Below are 15835 nucleotides of genomic sequence, written 5' to 3'. Positions count from 1 at the left end.
AATGATGCATATTCAAGAGTTACGCTACACGTATCCAAAAGCAACACGTCCCGTGCTCGACGGCGTCTCGTTCACGCTACACCCAACTAAACTGAACGTCTTGATTGGACTGAACGGAGCCGGGAAGACGACGCTCTTTGACTGCATGACCCGAACGCTCCCAGTCGAGGCGGACTCACTTCAGCTCGTCCCGTCGACAGACATGCTCTATTTGACCCAACACATGATGTATCATAACGAGCTGACAGGGAAAGATTTGACGTACTTCATCGGTCGACTTACGAAACGACCAGATTTCAAACGGATGGAGACTTACATAAATGGGCTCTCGAGCGCTCGTGAACAGGAGCTGTTCGAACACTTGTGGAAGATGAAGCTCGGAAAGATGTCGGTCGGTGAACGCAAATGGCTATTCGTCACGCTCTTGTCGTCGGTGAAGCGTGCGCTGTACCTATTTGACGAACCGACGAGTGGGGTCGATCCGGCGTCTCGTATTCATATCATGCGCCGGATTCAACGGCTCGTCCAAGACGGTCGGACATGTCTCATCTCTACCCATCAGTTGCATGACCTCGCCCAGCTCGATGCCCACGTCATCTTCTTACATAAAGGACGGGTTCTGTATGAAGGCGGGTACGACGACTGGCTCAAGGCGTCAGGGACGACCGATCCGGACGAGGCGTTCCTCCAAATGGTCGAGGGCGGTCATCTCGAAGCTGCAGTGACGCAATGAACGAATCGCTTTGGGAGCGACACCGCTTCACGTTCTACACAGCCGGCATGGTGATCTGTGGGTGCTTGATTGCGATGTTTTCGTAAGACAGCCGCAAATGACTAAAGGAGACAAATCTATGAGTATACCCATCTATATCATTGCAACATGTATTGTTGTATTCATCTTTGTGTTAACTGTCGTACTCTATTTTCAAGTCTACAAGCGGCAAATCAATCGAGAGCTCGACGGAAATACAAGAACACGTTTTCCAATCGCTCCACCTCATAAAGTCACAGTTATCCTGTTGTTCGTTTTGTTATCTATCAGTATCGTCATCAGTTATTTCGCGGGATATGCGAACGCGTACAAGGCCTATGAAACCGACGCTTGGGTCCTCGCTCCGTCTGATGTTCAAACCTTTTATGCCGAGATTGAAAGCATTGACGGCAATCGATTGACGGTTACCCCGCAGTCGTTCAACGGTGAAACGAATCAAAAGATGATGACGTACGATATTTATGACGAACAAGTATCCATCTATAAGCAAGATACCGTCCTTTCCCTCTCAGACTTATCAGCGGGCGATTTGATTTTAATCACCTTCTTGACCAACCGTTCCGGTACCGACGTGTTCAAAATTCAGGTAGAAGAATAGCTCTAGTCTCGTTTTTTCGGTCAGTCCCGAATCTGCGCAAACGAAAAACAGCCATGACAATCGAATGTCATGGCTGTTTTATTCGCTTCAGTTCGCTTTGCGCATTTTTAAACTCATCCGCTGTAGTACAAATAAAAAACCCGCAACGATGACCGCAATATGTCCAATCGACCATAACATGTCCAACGCTTGCAACCCCATCGTACCCTCCACTCATTTAGAAAGTATTCATGTTTAGGATGTTGTTTATGTCTTCGGTGTACATCGAATCAATTTGAAACACCTCAGTTCCTTCCATCCCACGAGTGAAAAGCATCTGTTCGTTTTCTAAAACCCAAACATTCACCATCGCTTCCATTGTCGACTCAGACCGATTGTTCACCGTGATCACATAGTCGGGCAAGCCGGTAACTTGGGCTTCAGATAGGGTGCTCGTCTCAATCAACTCAAGGAATCGTGTAATTTCCAACTCGTTTGTGAGCGTATCACCTGAGTAGACGATGGTACTCTCGTCTGTATAAGTCCCGACGACAAGTTCACGACCACTTTCATTACATGCATGCAAAAACAGCAATCCAACAATTAGAAAAAAGACTAACTTTCGACTCATGAGTCTTTACGCCCCTTTGGCTGTTTAGTTGAAGCGATTTGTCGCCGCTTCCCGATGTGCCATCCGGAGCTCGTGATTCGTAACATGATTCGAATCAATTAGCTCCAGCTTCCGGTTCACCCATACCGATAAGAAGATGAACGGGATGAACAGGGCGAGGAGCATGACCGCAAACACGATAAGTGACCCTTCAATCGACCAGGCGATGGCGATAAAGACACCGAGCAAGATGACGTTCGCGAGCACGATCCCGAACTCGAGACGAACAAACTTTTGATAGCGCGCCTCATCATTGAATGTAATCAGTAACTTCATTCGGTGCCAGGCCCGATACAAGCTCGGCAACTGGGTCGCCATAATGATCACGGCGAACGTCACGACCGAGATTTCTTGCGTAAAGATGAAGTAAAAGGCGATTCCTAGAATCATGAACGTGAGCAAGAGCGCTGTTTTGTTCACGTGGCGGTCGTTCTCGACCATTTGTTTTAGCCGTTCGTTCTTTTCAATCATATCTTTCCTCCTAGCTAAATCTCATTTCCTTCTTTTACGAATCAATCGTGCAAAAAGTTTCACTCTTCTTCCCAATGCCGTTTCATTCGCTCCCGCTTCGTCAATCCGAGCAGGCTGTCGACGACGTGCTCATCATCGATTTGAAGCAAGCGGCGATCAATCACCATCTCGATGAACAAATAACCGATGGCCAAACTCACGACCGTCCCCGTGAACAGCGACAATGGGACGAATCCTGATGCAAAGAGCGACATCATCCCCATCATGCCGAACAGTAGGACGAGATTTAGTAACCCTTTGAAGCGAATCCAGCGGCGATAACGCTGATCCTCATTGAACGTCAACAGCGTCCGCGTCTTCCGCCAAGCGACGAAGCTAAGTGGCAACGTGACGACGAAAAAGAAGACGAATGCAGCAATCTGTCCATAGGTTCCCCCAGTAAAAAACCATAGTCCACCAGTAAGTCCAATCATAAATGTACTAATCAACATTACGAGCCCGGTTCGATTTCGTACGTATAATTGCTCGACTCGTTCCTCACGTGTCATCTCTTCATTCCCCCTTGAAACCTAATCCGTATGCGTTGCGTATATAGGATTAGCATACCAATAATTAGGAGGTTTTCATATGGATATCGTGATTCTTATCATTTTACTCGCTGTCGTTGTCTTTATCCTTTTCAACTGGAAACCGCATTACCGCTCCCCGTTCGAGCATCGTTCGACGTTTTATCCGCAAGAGTCACAAACGACAACATGCCCGCATTGCCAAACCTCTGTCAGAAGGCAGGAACACGGGCAGACTTGTCATAGTTGCGGGAAATCATTTTAACGTCAGCCGACGCGGCGGACACGCTCGTTCACTACTTTTTCATTCCCGCTCAATTGAAACAGCAATACCCCACCGACAATGAAGACGATGCCGACGCCGGTCTTCCATGTGAACGGAATCGCCTCGAGCCCGAACCAACCGAGTGTGTCCCAAAGGAGTGCGAACAGGATTTGCGACACCATGACGATGGAGATGGCATAACTCGGGCCGAGCCGCTCGACGCTTTGCGTCACGCTGAAAACAACACCGACGCCGATGATCCCGCTGAACCAATACCACGTCTCCATCCCAGTTACGGCAAACAAAGCCGGTCCGTTACTCATCAACCCCGCGATAAGCGAGGCGAGAAACCCGAGCCCAAGAACGAGCGTCGTCGTGGACCACGCGCCGACCTTTTGTTTCACGTTCGCATTGAACGTATTTTGAACGCAGACGAGCATCCCGCCGAACACGGCTAACAGCATTCCAATCGCCATCGGTCATCCTCCTCACTCATAGATACTTTCTCCTGCCACCTCAATCAAACGATTACGATTGATGACCGTGATCGAACGTCTGTCCCGCTCAATGAGTCCTTGTTCAACAAAGCGTTTGAGCGTCCGATTGACGTGCCGATAGCTCGTCCCAATCAAATCGGCGATGTCGGTCAACTCGTCGACCGTCGAACCGAGCGTCGTCGTCTCGGGTGTCATCGACAGCAAATAACTAGCGAGCCGGACCTCGACCGGATAAAACAAATTAAAGCTCATCGATTGCGACTTCATCTCGAACTTACGGGTAATTTCCGCCAATAGATAGTTGAGCCATGTGACGTCATCGGTGGCATGATGTGCTAACGCGTCGAACGAAATGACGAGCATCTCGACGGCTGTGACCGCCTCGACCGTATTCAAGTATGGCGTCCGTCGTACATATTCGATGTCACCAATCAAGTCGAGTGGCTGCTTGAACGACAAGACGAGCCGTTTCCCAGCAACCGACGTATGGGAGACGCGAAGCTTCCCACTGACGAGAAAATAAAGCGATTGAGCCGGATCGCCTTGGGAACAAATCGTTGACCCTGGCACGTAGCGAACGAGTCTCAAATCGTTCCGTGCCGCCAGAGGTAACACGTCATCGAGACCATACTGTTGAATGAACTGCTCCATGTCGTCCCTCCTACCATTTTAATAAAATGACGCCAGCCACCATCATCGCCACACCGAGAAGCTGGGTGACGTTTAAGCGTCGTCGCACCATGCCGAACCAGCCGCGGCCATCGATTACGAGGGCGAGCGCGAGCTGGGCGATTAAAAATAAGGAAATCGTGAGCGTCACGCCGAGCGTATGCACAGCCGTCATATTGCTAAACAAGATGAGCGCCGCGAAGGCGCCACCTGACAAATAGAGCGGCTTCACTTGCCGCATCTCACGATAAGTACGGTCCCGAATGACGAGCGTGACGAGGAGCGCCACGAGAAAACCGGTCATCTGGGTGAGCGTTGCGGCTTGCCACGTTCCGATATTCGAACTGATATTGGCATTGGCGACACTTTGTAGCGTTAAAAAGAAGCCCCCACTTATCGCAAACAATACACCTCGCATGTCTTTTCCCCCTTTACGCTAACCGAATGAGTAATATGCCGATGACCATGATTGCCAGACTGACGAGTTGGATGCCGGTCACCGGATGTTTCGCCGCGCCAAACCAACCGAACCGGTCAATCAGGAGACTTCCGCATAATAAGCCGATAATCACGATCACGACCGCAACACCCGTCCCGACCAGTGGCACGATGAAGACGTTCCCACCTATAAACAACGCCCCGATGATGCCGCCGAACCAAATCCAAGCCGGCTGTCCGGCGAGCCCACGCCATTGGACGGTCGGTCGCATAAGAATCACAATGAGTAGAAGGGCCATCGTCCCGACGACAAACGAAACGAATGCGCCTTTTAACGCGGATTCAAGCACCGCCCCTAAATGACCGTTGATGGCCGTTTGCGTCGCACTCATCATGCCCGTTCCAATCCCAAACAGCCGCCAGCCGTTCTTCGATGGATCAGTGCCTTGCATCGCGCTCAGTTTACCGCGTCGACGGTTCAACCAATCGGCGAACGCGACCGTTCCGACCACACCAATCAACACGAGGACCGCCCCGACGAGACGCGTCGATGTAAGTGCGTTGACCGTAGAATGAAACCAACCGAAATGATCGATGAGCAATCCCATGAGAATTTGACCAAATATCGGCATGATGACCGTCTGGACACTCCCAAGACGAGGGAACAAGAGGATGTTTCCCGTTAAAAAAACAACGCCGAGCAATCCGCCCGTCCAAATCCAAGCCGGCTGCGTTTGAAACAAACTACTATCGATTCGAACCGTCTGACCAGTTAGGAGTAAAACGATTGTTAAAAACGACGTTCCAATCGCAAACGATAACAGTGATGCGACGAACGGAGACCCGACAATCATACGGAGCCTCGCATTCATACTTGTCTGCATCGGCAATAAAATGCCAATCACTAATCCAATCCCAATCGCTAACATGTTGATTCCTCGATTCTATAAATTACGTGATTAGCTTACGTCCATTCGCCTTAACAATAAAGGACAGATGTCCTGAGACGCAAAAAAGCAGACCTTGTGAAGTCAAGAGTCTGCCCGATATGCTGCTAGTCGTGCCTCTTTTGCGGCCGACATCTCTTTTTCAGTGACGTGTGCCAGGTCAATCGTACAAAGTTTCGTCTGAAGCCAGCGGGAACTACCAAACGTGACGATGAACATGCCTAGGCAGACACTGATCAACAGTTGAATCGACGTGCTACCCGTGATGTATCTGATCACAAGATAGAGGTATACGACGAACTGAAGCCATTGCCCGATAAAGTTTAAATAGATGAGACGAATGTATCGAGCATCCTCATTGAATGTCAATAACAGTTTTGTCTTGCGCCATTCCAAACAGAGATGCGGAAAACAAAAGACGAGTGTACTAAATGGAATCCATCTCGGTGAGAGGCCGCTGACCACCATCGTCACGACAATCCCGACAAGCCAAACGCCCCAGCGCCAACGCCAATGGACGTCATCTTGCTCCAGTAACTGTTCAATCCGTGCTTCTTTCGTTAGCATATGTACTCCTCTCATAAGATCGATGATGCATGGTGATTTCATTTCGAGTCGGCTGATTCGGGTCAACTCGCTTGAGCTGTCGACGTGTCGTGTAATGGTGCCATGCTAGCATCGCCGAACAGACACTATAAAGCATCCACCCGATAGTCGGGACGCCCAAACGACTGAAAATCATCGCCGCCGTGACCCATACAATCCAAAGCGGATACATCTGATACAAGCGCCTCGTGAGCACCTCGCCTCGTCCGGTCGTAAACGTCATCGCAATCTTCCCCTCACGAAGCATAATACGCACTAGACCGATTGATACGAGTAGAGATCCGATCCCCCATACCCACCAAAAGTCCTCAAACCCTAACGTGAACGAGTTGAAGAAGATGAGTGCGATCGCCAGCCAAAGACTACTGCGTTGATGTTGTTCTCGATTCTTGCCTAACACTTGAATTCGTTCTTGTTTCGTCATAGTCATATCGTCCTTTTATTCTTGTATTTCATTAAGTTGATCCTTCGACTTCGCACGGCTCGCTTTCGCCAACATGCCAGACGTCACGTGCTCCGGATCGATTTCGAGCAACTTCCGGTCCAGCCAAAACGGCAGTAGGACAGACGGCGGGGCCCCGAGAATGATCGTCCACATGAGTGCATCCCGGTGGATATTGCCGGTTAAAAGCAAGGTGACTAGGCTAAACAGTAAGATAAAAGTAAAACAGAGAATTGCAAAATTCAGCTGAATGAGACGCCGATATGAACGGTCGCGATTGAACGTGAGGTAAGTGCGTGTCTGCCTCCACTCGACCCACATCATCGGGACGAGACTGAGGACCGCAAGTGCACCGGAATACACAAGGTCCATCATGAAGTAGAGCGATGCGCCCCAAATAAAGAGCGTGCTCGCAATGACGAAGCGATGAGATCGCTTCTTGATGTTCACGAGTTTAGATAGTCTGGCTTCTCGTTCCATCCGAACCCCTCCTAATCTTTCACATGATCGAGCCGAACCTCAAAAAGGTTCGGATGCTCCGGGTCGATAGCAGACAATCGCTCGTCTTGTCGTCGAATCCATCGGTACCCAACGTAGAGAACGCCACCGGTCACAATCAAAATCCACACATATGCCCACCCGAGCTTGAGCGTCAATGCGACTGCGAGAATAGACAGGACGAATACCCCGAATAGGAAGCCGTTTCGTCGTGTGATGATTCGCTGGGCACCTTCGTGCTCAGTCATATTCGTCTCGATTTGATTGGCTTTAAAGAAGGAAGCCCCAAACAACAACAAGCAGACAGCGATACCGAGCACGTACCATCCGTTCCATGAATCTGAACGAATTACTCCGACCGTAAAAAACATCATCGGAAACGTGATGAACCCTTGTAGGACTGCCATCTTCATATTTGATTTATAGATGGCATTGATGCGTTCTTGTTTTGTCATCTGCCTCACTCACCACCCTCTCACTTCACGACGTGTTGGTTGCTCAGGATCAATCAGCTTTACTTTCTCATCAAGGAGACGATCAACGAACAACATGGCTAGAGCCGTGAAGGAGAACATCAAAAACGGAATCCAACTGATTGTGCTTAGCCTCATGAGCAGCGGGAAAAAGAAGCAGATAAACACAACCATCACGTAGTCGAACAGATACTGTGCATGTATAATCCGTTTCGCCCGCACACGCTCGGTAAAACTGCTCATAAATCGACTTTCGCGAATCACCGTAAGTCCATATGCAAACAATCCCCTAATGATCAAACCACCATACAAGAGCGATTGTGTGCCCGATTGTAAAAAGAAGAAGAGTAAAATCCCAACCGGAATCGCAAAACCAAGTCGTACGAGAAGGGCTTTTCGATTGCCTATAACCATTTTCTTTAAGCGCTCATGTTTATTCATATAGAGCCCTCCTTTAGTCGATATCAATCCGAACATCGATTATGTTCTAAACCTAAACCGTGTCCGTTGTATCTCTTGAAAGGTCGGTTGTTCTGAGTCGATCCATCGTAATTGTCGGTCAAGTTGCCGTTGCGCATATCCAATCAAAACCAGTCCGCCTATAAATAAAATAAATGTACTGGCATGAATCAAATTCAATTTCAAGATGATTGGCAACACGACACCTACCATTATCAGAAGTGCATAACTAAACCTGTGCTGGAGATCGATGATTTGTTTCACGTCTTCGTTCGATGATAATTTTTTGATCATGCGACTGTCATAAAGAAATAAGTTTGCAGCCATCGCGATGCCTCCTATTAGTAATCCGCCATATAAGAGCTCAAACTGTTCACTTTGCATGAACAAATACCAGCACACCCCAATAGGGATTGCGAACACCAAGCGAAGCACCAACCACTTCTTCTGCATCATTTTTATCGTATGTAGTCGTTCTTTCTTCGTCATCTCATTCACCTCTTATGTAATTATACGTATAATCGTTCAATAAAGTTCCGTTATTTTACAATTTAACAATTGATGCTAGTTGATTGACTAAAGTCGAATCTCGCTTTAAAGTTTAGTTAACTTAACTTTATTAAAGAAAGCATGAGGGTTTATCATGAACTTGCTTCAAAATTCACGATTCGTTTTCACTTGGCTATCCGGGATGACATTGACGCTCGGCTTCTCCATTTTCTTTCTGAGCGTGTCGTGGCTCACAATCGATGTGTTACAACAACCGGCTTTGCTCGGGATCATTTTGACCGCCGTCTCGCTTCCACGTGTCGTGCTAATGGTGTTCGGCGGTGTCTTCGCCGACCGCTTCCAAAAGAGCCGACTCCTCTTTTTGACGAACCTCGGTCAGGCGGCACTCATGTTGGCTGTGTTGAGCCTCCATTTGCTCGACTTGTATTCGGTCGCGGCACTCATCGGGATTTCTGTCGTCTTCGGAATTTTGGACGGCATGTCGTACCCGGCCCTCTCGTCCCTCATCCCGTCCCTCGTCAAACAGCACGAGTTACAACGGGCCAACTCCTTGTTCCAAGGCTCGCTCGAGCTCATGTTTGTCATCGGTCCCTTCTTAGCAGGATTACTGTTGACATGGGGCGGGTTCGGACTCAGTTTCGGGACGGCGGCCGGACTCATCTTCCTCGCCGCTTTGTTAATCATGCCACGTCTGATTCAAGACCGAATCCCGGCGGCGCATGTCATGTCCTTGGCTCACGTCATCGTCGACTTAAAAGAAGGGATTCGCTACGTCTCGCATACCCCGATTTTACGGAGCGGGACGCTCTCCATCGCCATCGTCAACCTGTTCGTCATGGGACCGCTCATCATGAGTATCCCAATCCTCGTCGGCGAACGTGGCGGTACGGCGTTTGACTTGAGCGTCATCGAGGGCGGTCTTGCCGTCGGGACGTTCGTCGCGAGCTTCACCGTCTTGCTGATGCGTTCGGTCCATCGCGGTCGGTTCGTCTTCCGCGCCTTGTTGCTGACGATCGCCGCTTTTCTCCTCTATACGCAAGCACAATCGATTCCGATGCTCGCGTTGACGGCGGCATTGAGCGGCTTCATGTTGATGCTCGTCTACTTGCCGGCGGTCACACTCATGCAAGAACACAGTGACGAAGACAAGATTGGACGTGTCATGAGTATCATGGCGCTCGCTGCCTCCGGACTTGAACCGGTCGCCTTCGCCGTCTTGTCCGTACTCGTCGCGCTCGCCGTACCGATTCAAACACTGCTCATCACATTTGGTATAATCGGGTTAGTATTCAGTATCGTGTTATCCACACGGAGCCAAATATTCCGTCACACTCGATGAAAGGAGAACGACCATTGAACGAGAGACGCAAACAACAAGTCGTCGAGATGTATCGCCAAATCGACGAGATCAACTTGTTGTTCACCAAATACTTTACCGATTTGAACGAGTTCCAACTCAGCTATCAGCAAGAACAGATGTTGCTCCTCTTCAAACGACAAGAAACATGGACGACGACGGAGATTGCGACGAAGATGAATATCTCGAAAAGTGCCGTCAGCCAAGTGCTCAAAGTGCTTGAGCAGCGTGAGTTCGTCCAGAAAGAGAAGAACCCGGACAACTTGCGTGAAAGCTTCATCCGCCTCGGACCGATGGGCCATGCATACTCGAAGCAAATCGACGCCATCGAGGAACGCCTTGCCGAAGAGATGTTCTCTGTCCTTGAGGACGAGGAGATGAAGATGATCAACCGCTCGCTCGCGTTGATGATTCAGAAGTTTAAATAAAAAATAGGGATTCCTAGAGGAGTCCCTGTTTCTTTGTTTATTTTTGCAGAAATGATAGGTTAAAGGATTCGTTTCATCAATCACAACGCACCGTCAATCTGTCCACCTCACTCTTAACCGATGAGATGAATCCGGTCATGTAACCCAATTTGGCCATCCCGAATGCCAGCCGTGTTGCCGTATATAGACTGCTGATTCCGGCTCCGATGATTGCAATGGATTTCATGACATTTCTCCTTCGTTGGATGTCTCTCCTCGATTATACTGAGAAGGATAAGTTTACCTGTTCCAGAAAGAAGGTATCACGTAAAAACTATATTCTATTATGTATTCTTTCCCCATATCGCATTGATGCGCATACTCTACCGCTTCATTAAGAACGAAATGCGCATGATGATCACTTTGAGTCTCATCTCGCAAGCGTTATTGTTACCGTTTCGAGTCAATCTGATTCAATGGCCAATTCCAATCGAGATTGCCATCTATCTTTATTTTTCAATCGCGATGTCCCTGCCTATATTTTATTTTGAAACGGATGTAAAGCGGAGACGATTGAACGGATATATTCCGATTGAAGAGCGGCATCATTAAGGTGTGCAGGTCATGTCTATGAATGAGACGAAAACAGCGTCAAGACTTACATATACGCAAGGGGGATAGTATCTCTCAACATTTCAAATTGTACTGGAAATAGGACTTCAGCCAATTGCTTAAGAAAGGGCGTGACGAGATAAAACAGTTCTTTTATTATTTTTTATTCCCATACATCTTGTTCATGCGAGGGTTATCTCGAGTTATTAAAACGGAAGCTGCCATGTCCAATATCTTTTTACTGTGTTTTGTCCCTGTCCATATTCTTATCATTGGATATGGCATTTCAGAATCACTCTTCCTAGAGGTTGTCAGTGCACTTTATCTATTTGCAGGATTGTTTGCCCCGATGCTTTATTTCGATTCGGATGTCCGGCGAGCGCACGCAAAACCAGACGATATCCCACACAAGGCACGATAACGTGTTTAGAAAGGATTAACCAACATGCTCAATACAGTGAAGACGCTACTTTATCCGTTTCTTTTTGGTGTTCGTCTGTTTTCCACATTTCGAAGAGGTAAGATTTTCATGTACTGCCTCGCCTATCTGTTTATGTTCTCGTTTGAGGGATTGCTGTTCTTTGAGGTTCTGTCCGTACCAGGATTGCTTCGTACGTTGATCATCTTGTATGTCATATTCGGAATGCTTTATATCGAATTTTATATCGAGGATGAGATAGCCCGAACGAGAACCCCTTGATTGCAATGAATGGTTTCCCTGCTTCAACCTATAGCCTCAGTAAACGTCACCACGTCGAGCACGTGCCCGACATCAATCCGGTCGACGAGATAGTGATACTTCGTGTTCGTCCCCGGATACGCCTCGACAATCGACTCGCACCAGTCTCGGTCGAACATCTTCTCCCAAGATTTCGTTAATTCTTCCTCGCTCTCAGGCTTTCTATCCTCAAACGTCAGAAACCAACGATTCATTGCAAAGTTCCAATAACCTGCCTCGAGTTCGAGTACGTGTGAATCGAGCAACTCAACCGTCAACACAACACCCGGCTCTTCAGGTTCCAAGTAACCACCTCGGGCGACGTCAGGACGTGTGTCACTCAACCAGACGGGATCATTCCCATGAAGGGAGATCCCAGTTCGCTGTTCATATTGACCCGTGAGCCAGTCGTAGGCGGGCCGATGATATGCGTAGTCCTCGTCTTGAAAGATGCCAAAGTTCGGGTCGCCGAATAAATAGCCTATTTCGTTCGCTGCTTCCCAAGCGCCTGCATGTTGATAGGTGTAGTAGATTGCCATAAGTAAGCCTCTTTTCTTATAGATATAATAAGCATAACGAAATTATAAGCGTCGCATCCACTATTGCCCTTCCTTTTTGTATGATTTTGGAAGTATACTGGTTTAGGAAGACTTCTACTAGGAGGGAAACAAATGGATGTATTGTTCGTCTCATTATTTAGTTTGATCGCGATGGTTTTACCTATCGTGTTAATTATCGCGGTTATTGTTTTAATCGTTCGTTTCATTGGTCGCTACGAGAAGCGGGCCGACGCGCGACTCGAACTAGAGCGTCAAATCGCGGCGCATCAGCAACAACAATTCGATGTCTTGGTAGAACGCCTCAATCGCATCGAAGAAAAGATGGAGGTACGTCCTTAATGTCGCAACCACTCACGATTTGGACGAAACGTCTCGTCCTCACAACGATCCTCGGCGGTGTGCTACTCGTCGCGACGTTCGCCACGCAACGCGCCTTCCACATGTCTGAGATCAATCTACTCGTCGACAAGGCCGATGAACAACAGCTCAGCTATGAGTTAATCATCCACAACCCGCTCACAAACGCATATAGCTTTACCATTGTTCGAAACTAGAGTAAAAGGAGGTTTTTTATGGATTGGAGCGTCATTCTCTTAATTGTCTCTCTGCTTCTGAATGGTTTTTTACTTAATATTGTCATCGAACAAGCAAAGGTTATAAGTACACTTCGCCGAAACCTAATCCGTACCGAACCAATAGTTCCGGACGATGCTTTAACCGCGTCCATAAAAGAAAAAATAGATACGGATGGAGTCATAACGGCTATCAAATTTTTACGGGAGACTCAAGACATGTCTCTCGTTGAAGCGAAACGACTAGTCGACCGCATTACTGGTCGATCTAGTTTATAAAAGGGAGTAGCCCCTGCTACTCCCTTTTGATTGACTTTACTTTGGAAAAAAGCCAACTTTTCCGCGCTCATACACTTGACTCGTGACATGTTCCGGGTCAATCTTCGCAAGCTGTTGATCAAGTCTCGAAGACGCGATCCAGGCAAACAGATTGAGCGCCACCACGAGCATCAAAACATTCGCTTGTCCCGGACGGAGCAGCAACGATACAATCAACAGACAAAAGATTACGATGACCGCCATCCCACTCCAATACTCATACCAGACAAGCCGCCGATAGTCAGACGCATCATTGAACGTGAGCAACGTCTTCGTCCGTGCCCATAGCTTGACGAACCCGATGGCTGGGATGAAGAGGACGAACCAAACCAGTTCGGCGAGTCGGCGCTCGCCCGAGAACCAAAAGATGGCGCCGAGTAGGATGATAAATGCTCCAAGAAGAAGGGCTTGGCGGGTGGAACGTTTCCCCGCCTCGTATAAGTGATCAAATCGTTTGCGTTGGGTCATATCAGTCTTCCTTTCCTTGAATCGTATCGTTTGTTTTCAAACAAATTGCCATATAAAGAAATGAGGGTGTACATGAATCCAGCACAAACCGAAGTCTTAGTCTACTTCCAACTGCTAGCCGACGATTTTTTAATCGAAGACGTGACGCACCGTCTCGGACTCATGCCTACCGAAACGTACAAACGCGGGGACAAAAGTAGCTACTCGTCCCGTCCCCGTGAATATACATCGTGGTCACTTAGTACAGGCTATCAGCCTTCATTTGATGTGAATGATCAGCTGCAACCCATCATTTCGCAACTTCGCGGTAAAGAAACGATTTTAGATGACATCTATGACATATATGACGACATGCAAGCGCGGTTCGTCATCGTGATTGTGATGGAAGGCGGTCAAACACCATCGCTTCTGTTTGATTTGAAGACGATTCAATTCGCCAATCGAATCCGTGCCGAGTTTGACATCGATTTATATGCGAATCCGTATGAAGAGGACGCCGACTTTAACGATTGAATACATGATCGAATTCTATCCACATGCTCTTACTCCACTGCCTTAAACGGAACCGGCGACGACAAGTTGATGAGCGACGACGGCTGGCCGTATGCCATTGACTCATCGATGAACGTCTCGAGCGTGCGCACGTTTTCCGTCACCACTTTAACCAAATAGCTGTACTGGCCGGCGAGACGATGACATTCCATCACGCTCGGTTGTTGTCGGCAAAACTCACGGAACGCCTCACACCGTGTCGTGTCATACAAAATGAAGGCCGTCACATGCTTCCCTAACATTTCCGGATTGATCACGGCACGATATCCTGTGATGACGCTACGTTCTTCGAGTCGCTTCAACCGTTCATTCGCAGCCGGTGTCGATAAACCAATCCGCTTTCCAAGCTCCGTGACAGAAATCCGAGCGTTCTCCTGCATCAAGCTGACGATATGTCGATCAATTTCGTCCATTCGAGTCCCCACTTTCAAATTGTAAGTTGAATCTCCAAACTTCCGTTCATTTTAAGGAATTACATCCACAACTCCGTTTATATCTTATGTAATCAAACCGTACTCCCCGCTTACACTTAAGATAACGTTGAAGAGGGGGAAACAATCATGAAGCAAAATACAGTTGTACCATTATTGATTATCGACGTCCAACAAGCGTTCCACGACCCAAGTTGGGGCAACCGGAATAATCCGATGTGTGAAGACAACATCGCTCGACTCATCACGACTTGGGAGACAGCCGATCAGCCGATTATCTACGTCCAACACGTCTCACAAGTGCCTGAATCGTTATTTTACTTCAAGAAGGACGGTCATTTGTTCCAAGACTTCATTCGTCCACGCGAACAAGACACAATCCTCACCAAGCAAGTCAACAGCGCCTTCATCGGCACGAATCTGCAAGAGCTTTTAGAGGCGTATCAAGCTCAATCTATCATCGTCACGGGACTAATCACGAACCACTGTGTCGAGACAACCGCCCGCATGGCCGGGAATCTCGGATTCGGACCGATCATTGTGTCCGATGCGACGGCGACGTTCGACCGTCGCTCATTGAGCGGTTCGTTGATTCCGGCGGATGTCATCCATGACGTGTCCCTCGCCAATTTGAACGAGGAGTTCGCGACCATCCAAACGACGGATGAAGTCATCGCAATGATTCAGATGAAAGCAGTACAGGCCCAGTAACGGGCTGTACTTTTTTTTCTTGGTGTTAATACCGCTCTTATCAAACTAGTTCCTGTAACGTCATTCAGCAATCTCTTCTTTGTAGCCACTAATTAAAAATGGAATCTTTAAGTTCGCAAGTTTCATTAAGAAATCTGGTTCAAACTCTAGTTTTACATCAAGATGATAGACGACACCTAAATCGATATAGATATCATCGGCCCCACAAGAACGAAGGGTATCGATATGTATTTTAAGGGTGTCTACCATCCAGAAGAGTCCGATATACG

General features: G+C 48.0%; 29 protein-coding genes. 11 read left to right on the top strand and 18 right to left on the bottom strand.

Going from position 1 to position 15835, the window contains the following annotated elements; genetic code table 11:
- Positions 1–4: 4 nt before the first annotated feature.
- Both KNP92_RS14510 and KNP92_RS14505 read left to right on the top strand, forming a co-directional pair.
- Entirely contained in the window at positions 5–733 is a 729-nt protein-coding gene (locus KNP92_RS14510; RefSeq protein WP_214841733.1) for an ATP-binding cassette domain-containing protein, read from the top strand.
- A 118-nt stretch (positions 734–851) separates the two neighbouring features.
- Positions 852–1370, top strand: coding sequence for a hypothetical protein (locus tag KNP92_RS14505; protein ID WP_251136622.1), 519 nt, complete (start codon positions 852–854; stop codon positions 1368–1370).
- Positions 1371–1587: 217 nt separating this feature from the next.
- On the opposite strand, the gene KNP92_RS14500 is transcribed toward KNP92_RS14505, so the two are convergent.
- Genes KNP92_RS14500 through KNP92_RS14490 form a run of 3 tightly spaced genes read right to left on the bottom strand, consistent with a single transcriptional unit; the run spans position 1588 to position 3038 of the window.
- Positions 1588–1980: a hypothetical protein gene (locus tag KNP92_RS14500; protein WP_214841731.1), complete on the bottom strand. Its 393-nt coding sequence runs from the start codon at positions 1978–1980 to the stop codon at positions 1588–1590.
- 24 nt (positions 1981–2004) lie between these two features.
- On the bottom strand, positions 2005–2490 hold the full coding sequence (locus KNP92_RS14495) for a hypothetical protein (protein WP_214841729.1): 486 nt from the start codon (positions 2488–2490) through the stop codon (positions 2005–2007).
- A gap of 59 nt (positions 2491–2549) precedes the next feature.
- Positions 2550–3038 (bottom strand): hypothetical protein, encoded by a 489-nt coding sequence (locus KNP92_RS14490; protein ID WP_214841727.1) that lies wholly within the window; start codon positions 3036–3038, stop codon positions 2550–2552.
- Positions 3039–3117: 79 nt separating this feature from the next.
- Between KNP92_RS14490 and KNP92_RS14485 the strand changes: the two genes are divergently transcribed.
- On the top strand, positions 3118–3321 hold the full coding sequence (locus KNP92_RS14485) for a hypothetical protein (protein WP_214841725.1): 204 nt from the start codon (positions 3118–3120) through the stop codon (positions 3319–3321).
- Between the two features lie 2 nt (positions 3322–3323).
- On the opposite strand, the gene KNP92_RS14480 is transcribed toward KNP92_RS14485, so the two are convergent.
- The 10 genes from KNP92_RS14480 to KNP92_RS14435 form a co-directional block, all read right to left on the bottom strand.
- Positions 3324–3797: a DMT family transporter gene (locus KNP92_RS14480; RefSeq protein WP_214841723.1), complete on the bottom strand. Its 474-nt coding sequence runs from the start codon at positions 3795–3797 to the stop codon at positions 3324–3326.
- Positions 3798–3809: 12 nt separating this feature from the next.
- Positions 3810–4469, bottom strand: a complete 660-nt coding sequence (locus KNP92_RS14475; protein ID WP_214841720.1) for a Crp/Fnr family transcriptional regulator — start codon at positions 4467–4469, stop codon at positions 3810–3812.
- A gap of 10 nt (positions 4470–4479) precedes the next feature.
- Positions 4480–4905 carry a DMT family transporter gene (locus tag KNP92_RS14470; RefSeq protein ID WP_214841718.1) on the bottom strand — a complete coding sequence of 142 codons (426 nt, stop codon included), beginning with the start codon at positions 4903–4905 and terminating at the stop codon, positions 4480–4482.
- A 13-nt stretch (positions 4906–4918) separates the two neighbouring features.
- Positions 4919–5854: a DMT family transporter gene (locus KNP92_RS14465; RefSeq protein ID WP_214841716.1), complete on the bottom strand. Its 936-nt coding sequence runs from the start codon at positions 5852–5854 to the stop codon at positions 4919–4921.
- A 102-nt stretch (positions 5855–5956) separates the two neighbouring features.
- Positions 5957–6439 (bottom strand): hypothetical protein, encoded by a 483-nt coding sequence (locus KNP92_RS14460; RefSeq protein WP_214841714.1) that lies wholly within the window; start codon positions 6437–6439, stop codon positions 5957–5959.
- Positions 6414–6902, bottom strand: coding sequence for a hypothetical protein (locus KNP92_RS14455; protein WP_214841712.1), 489 nt, complete (start codon positions 6900–6902; stop codon positions 6414–6416). Before KNP92_RS14455 ends, KNP92_RS14460 begins: the two co-directional genes overlap by 26 nt.
- 15 nt (positions 6903–6917) lie before the next feature.
- Positions 6918–7400, bottom strand: a complete 483-nt coding sequence (locus KNP92_RS14450; protein ID WP_214841711.1) for a hypothetical protein — start codon at positions 7398–7400, stop codon at positions 6918–6920.
- 11 nt (positions 7401–7411) lie between these two features.
- The gene (locus KNP92_RS14445; protein WP_214841709.1) at positions 7412–7873 is read right to left on the bottom strand and encodes a hypothetical protein; all 462 of its coding nucleotides are present in this window, start codon (positions 7871–7873) and stop codon (positions 7412–7414) included.
- Positions 7874–7882: 9 nt separating this feature from the next.
- On the bottom strand, positions 7883–8332 hold the full coding sequence (locus KNP92_RS14440) for a hypothetical protein (protein ID WP_214841707.1): 450 nt from the start codon (positions 8330–8332) through the stop codon (positions 7883–7885).
- Between the two features lie 39 nt (positions 8333–8371).
- Positions 8372–8839: a hypothetical protein gene (locus KNP92_RS14435; protein WP_214841705.1), complete on the bottom strand. Its 468-nt coding sequence runs from the start codon at positions 8837–8839 to the stop codon at positions 8372–8374.
- A gap of 154 nt (positions 8840–8993) precedes the next feature.
- On the opposite strand from KNP92_RS14435, the gene KNP92_RS14430 reads away from it, so the two are divergent.
- Complete coding sequence (locus KNP92_RS14430) at positions 8994–10199, top strand: MFS transporter (protein ID WP_214841703.1); 1206 nt, start codon at positions 8994–8996, stop codon at positions 10197–10199.
- 14 nt (positions 10200–10213) lie between these two features.
- Positions 10214–10645, top strand: coding sequence for a MarR family winged helix-turn-helix transcriptional regulator (locus tag KNP92_RS14425; RefSeq protein WP_251136621.1), 432 nt, complete (start codon positions 10214–10216; stop codon positions 10643–10645).
- Positions 10646–10721: 76 nt separating this feature from the next.
- Here KNP92_RS14425 and KNP92_RS14420 read toward each other — a convergent pair whose 3' ends face one another.
- A complete protein-coding gene (locus KNP92_RS14420; protein WP_214841699.1) occupies positions 10722–10871 on the bottom strand; it encodes a hypothetical protein in 150 nt (49 codons plus the stop codon).
- 167 nt (positions 10872–11038) lie between these two features.
- Between KNP92_RS14420 and KNP92_RS14415 the strand changes: the two genes are divergently transcribed.
- On the top strand, positions 11039–11236 hold the full coding sequence (locus KNP92_RS14415; protein ID WP_214841697.1) for a hypothetical protein: 198 nt from the start codon (positions 11039–11041) through the stop codon (positions 11234–11236).
- A 723-nt stretch (positions 11237–11959) separates the two neighbouring features.
- On the opposite strand, the gene KNP92_RS14410 is transcribed toward KNP92_RS14415, so the two are convergent.
- The gene (locus tag KNP92_RS14410) at positions 11960–12493 is read right to left on the bottom strand and encodes a DUF3841 domain-containing protein (protein ID WP_214841695.1); all 534 of its coding nucleotides are present in this window, start codon (positions 12491–12493) and stop codon (positions 11960–11962) included.
- A gap of 132 nt (positions 12494–12625) precedes the next feature.
- Between KNP92_RS14410 and KNP92_RS14405 the strand changes: the two genes are divergently transcribed.
- From KNP92_RS14405 to KNP92_RS14395, 3 genes are read left to right on the top strand one after another with little or no spacing between them, the layout of a single operon-like run.
- Complete coding sequence (locus KNP92_RS14405) at positions 12626–12853, top strand: hypothetical protein (protein WP_214841693.1); 228 nt, start codon at positions 12626–12628, stop codon at positions 12851–12853.
- Positions 12853–13068: a hypothetical protein gene (locus KNP92_RS14400; protein WP_024372051.1), complete on the top strand. Its 216-nt coding sequence runs from the start codon at positions 12853–12855 to the stop codon at positions 13066–13068. The genes KNP92_RS14405 and KNP92_RS14400 overlap by 1 nt, the downstream gene beginning before the upstream one ends.
- A gap of 18 nt (positions 13069–13086) precedes the next feature.
- A complete protein-coding gene (locus KNP92_RS14395) occupies positions 13087–13365 on the top strand; it encodes a hypothetical protein (protein WP_214841796.1) in 279 nt (92 codons plus the stop codon).
- A 36-nt stretch (positions 13366–13401) separates the two neighbouring features.
- Here KNP92_RS14395 and KNP92_RS14390 read toward each other — a convergent pair whose 3' ends face one another.
- Positions 13402–13872 carry a hypothetical protein gene (locus KNP92_RS14390; protein ID WP_214841691.1) on the bottom strand — a complete coding sequence of 157 codons (471 nt, stop codon included), beginning with the start codon at positions 13870–13872 and terminating at the stop codon, positions 13402–13404.
- Between the two features lie 72 nt (positions 13873–13944).
- Between KNP92_RS14390 and KNP92_RS14385 the strand changes: the two genes are divergently transcribed.
- The gene (locus KNP92_RS14385) at positions 13945–14385 is read left to right on the top strand and encodes a DUF4279 domain-containing protein (RefSeq protein ID WP_214841689.1); all 441 of its coding nucleotides are present in this window, start codon (positions 13945–13947) and stop codon (positions 14383–14385) included.
- 29 nt (positions 14386–14414) lie between these two features.
- On the opposite strand, the gene KNP92_RS14380 is transcribed toward KNP92_RS14385, so the two are convergent.
- Entirely contained in the window at positions 14415–14837 is a 423-nt protein-coding gene (locus KNP92_RS14380) for an Lrp/AsnC family transcriptional regulator (protein WP_214841687.1), read from the bottom strand.
- Positions 14838–14984: 147 nt separating this feature from the next.
- Here KNP92_RS14380 and KNP92_RS14375 point away from each other — a divergent pair, with 147 nt between their 5' ends.
- Complete coding sequence (locus KNP92_RS14375; RefSeq protein ID WP_214841685.1) at positions 14985–15566, top strand: cysteine hydrolase family protein; 582 nt, start codon at positions 14985–14987, stop codon at positions 15564–15566.
- A 60-nt stretch (positions 15567–15626) separates the two neighbouring features.
- On the opposite strand, the gene KNP92_RS14370 is transcribed toward KNP92_RS14375, so the two are convergent.
- Positions 15627–15815, bottom strand: a complete 189-nt coding sequence (locus KNP92_RS14370; protein ID WP_214841683.1) for a hypothetical protein — start codon at positions 15813–15815, stop codon at positions 15627–15629.
- Positions 15816–15835 lie beyond the last annotated feature (20 nt).

Origin of the sequence: Exiguobacterium sp. s122, assembly GCF_018618475.1 — a bacterium.
Taxonomy (GTDB): Bacteria; Bacillota; Bacilli; order Exiguobacteriales; family Exiguobacteriaceae; genus Exiguobacterium; species Exiguobacterium himgiriensis.
This window is presented reverse-complemented; position numbering and strand designations above follow the sequence as displayed.

Excerpts from the sequence above, each read along its gene's own strand:
- KNP92_RS14510 (WP_214841733.1), top strand. The coding sequence starts at position 5 with ATGCATATTCAAGAGTTACGCTACACGTATCCAAAAGCAACACGTCCC.
- KNP92_RS14505 (WP_251136622.1), top strand. The coding sequence starts at position 852 with ATGAGTATACCCATCTATATCATTGCAACATGTATTGTTGTATTCATC.
- KNP92_RS14500 (WP_214841731.1), bottom strand. The coding sequence starts at position 1,980 with ATGAGTCGAAAGTTAGTCTTTTTTCTAATTGTTGGATTGCTGTTTTTG.
- KNP92_RS14495 (WP_214841729.1), bottom strand. The coding sequence starts at position 2,490 with ATGATTGAAAAGAACGAACGGCTAAAACAAATGGTCGAGAACGACCGC.
- KNP92_RS14490 (WP_214841727.1), bottom strand. The coding sequence starts at position 3,038 with ATGACACGTGAGGAACGAGTCGAGCAATTATACGTACGAAATCGAACC.
- KNP92_RS14485 (WP_214841725.1), top strand. The coding sequence starts at position 3,118 with ATGGATATCGTGATTCTTATCATTTTACTCGCTGTCGTTGTCTTTATC.
- KNP92_RS14480 (WP_214841723.1), bottom strand. The coding sequence starts at position 3,797 with ATGGCGATTGGAATGCTGTTAGCCGTGTTCGGCGGGATGCTCGTCTGC.
- KNP92_RS14475 (WP_214841720.1), bottom strand. The coding sequence starts at position 4,469 with ATGGAGCAGTTCATTCAACAGTATGGTCTCGATGACGTGTTACCTCTG.
- KNP92_RS14470 (WP_214841718.1), bottom strand. The coding sequence starts at position 4,905 with ATGCGAGGTGTATTGTTTGCGATAAGTGGGGGCTTCTTTTTAACGCTA.
- KNP92_RS14465 (WP_214841716.1), bottom strand. The coding sequence starts at position 5,854 with ATGTTAGCGATTGGGATTGGATTAGTGATTGGCATTTTATTGCCGATG.
- KNP92_RS14460 (WP_214841714.1), bottom strand. The coding sequence starts at position 6,439 with ATGCTAACGAAAGAAGCACGGATTGAACAGTTACTGGAGCAAGATGAC.
- KNP92_RS14455 (WP_214841712.1), bottom strand. The coding sequence starts at position 6,902 with ATGACGAAACAAGAACGAATTCAAGTGTTAGGCAAGAATCGAGAACAA.
- KNP92_RS14450 (WP_214841711.1), bottom strand. The coding sequence starts at position 7,400 with ATGGAACGAGAAGCCAGACTATCTAAACTCGTGAACATCAAGAAGCGA.
- KNP92_RS14445 (WP_214841709.1), bottom strand. The coding sequence starts at position 7,873 with ATGACAAAACAAGAACGCATCAATGCCATCTATAAATCAAATATGAAG.
- KNP92_RS14440 (WP_214841707.1), bottom strand. The coding sequence starts at position 8,332 with ATGAATAAACATGAGCGCTTAAAGAAAATGGTTATAGGCAATCGAAAA.
- KNP92_RS14435 (WP_214841705.1), bottom strand. The coding sequence starts at position 8,839 with ATGACGAAGAAAGAACGACTACATACGATAAAAATGATGCAGAAGAAG.
- KNP92_RS14430 (WP_214841703.1), top strand. The coding sequence starts at position 8,994 with ATGAACTTGCTTCAAAATTCACGATTCGTTTTCACTTGGCTATCCGGG.
- KNP92_RS14420 (WP_214841699.1), bottom strand. The coding sequence starts at position 10,871 with ATGAAATCCATTGCAATCATCGGAGCCGGAATCAGCAGTCTATATACG.
- KNP92_RS14415 (WP_214841697.1), top strand. The coding sequence starts at position 11,039 with ATGATCACTTTGAGTCTCATCTCGCAAGCGTTATTGTTACCGTTTCGA.
- KNP92_RS14410 (WP_214841695.1), bottom strand. The coding sequence starts at position 12,493 with ATGGCAATCTACTACACCTATCAACATGCAGGCGCTTGGGAAGCAGCG.
- KNP92_RS14405 (WP_214841693.1), top strand. The coding sequence starts at position 12,626 with ATGGATGTATTGTTCGTCTCATTATTTAGTTTGATCGCGATGGTTTTA.
- KNP92_RS14400 (WP_024372051.1), top strand. The coding sequence starts at position 12,853 with ATGTCGCAACCACTCACGATTTGGACGAAACGTCTCGTCCTCACAACG.
- KNP92_RS14395 (WP_214841796.1), top strand. The coding sequence starts at position 13,087 with ATGGATTGGAGCGTCATTCTCTTAATTGTCTCTCTGCTTCTGAATGGT.
- KNP92_RS14390 (WP_214841691.1), bottom strand. The coding sequence starts at position 13,872 with ATGACCCAACGCAAACGATTTGATCACTTATACGAGGCGGGGAAACGT.
- KNP92_RS14385 (WP_214841689.1), top strand. The coding sequence starts at position 13,945 with ATGAATCCAGCACAAACCGAAGTCTTAGTCTACTTCCAACTGCTAGCC.
- KNP92_RS14380 (WP_214841687.1), bottom strand. The coding sequence starts at position 14,837 with ATGGACGAAATTGATCGACATATCGTCAGCTTGATGCAGGAGAACGCT.
- KNP92_RS14375 (WP_214841685.1), top strand. The coding sequence starts at position 14,985 with ATGAAGCAAAATACAGTTGTACCATTATTGATTATCGACGTCCAACAA.
- KNP92_RS14370 (WP_214841683.1), bottom strand. The coding sequence starts at position 15,815 with ATGGTAGACACCCTTAAAATACATATCGATACCCTTCGTTCTTGTGGG.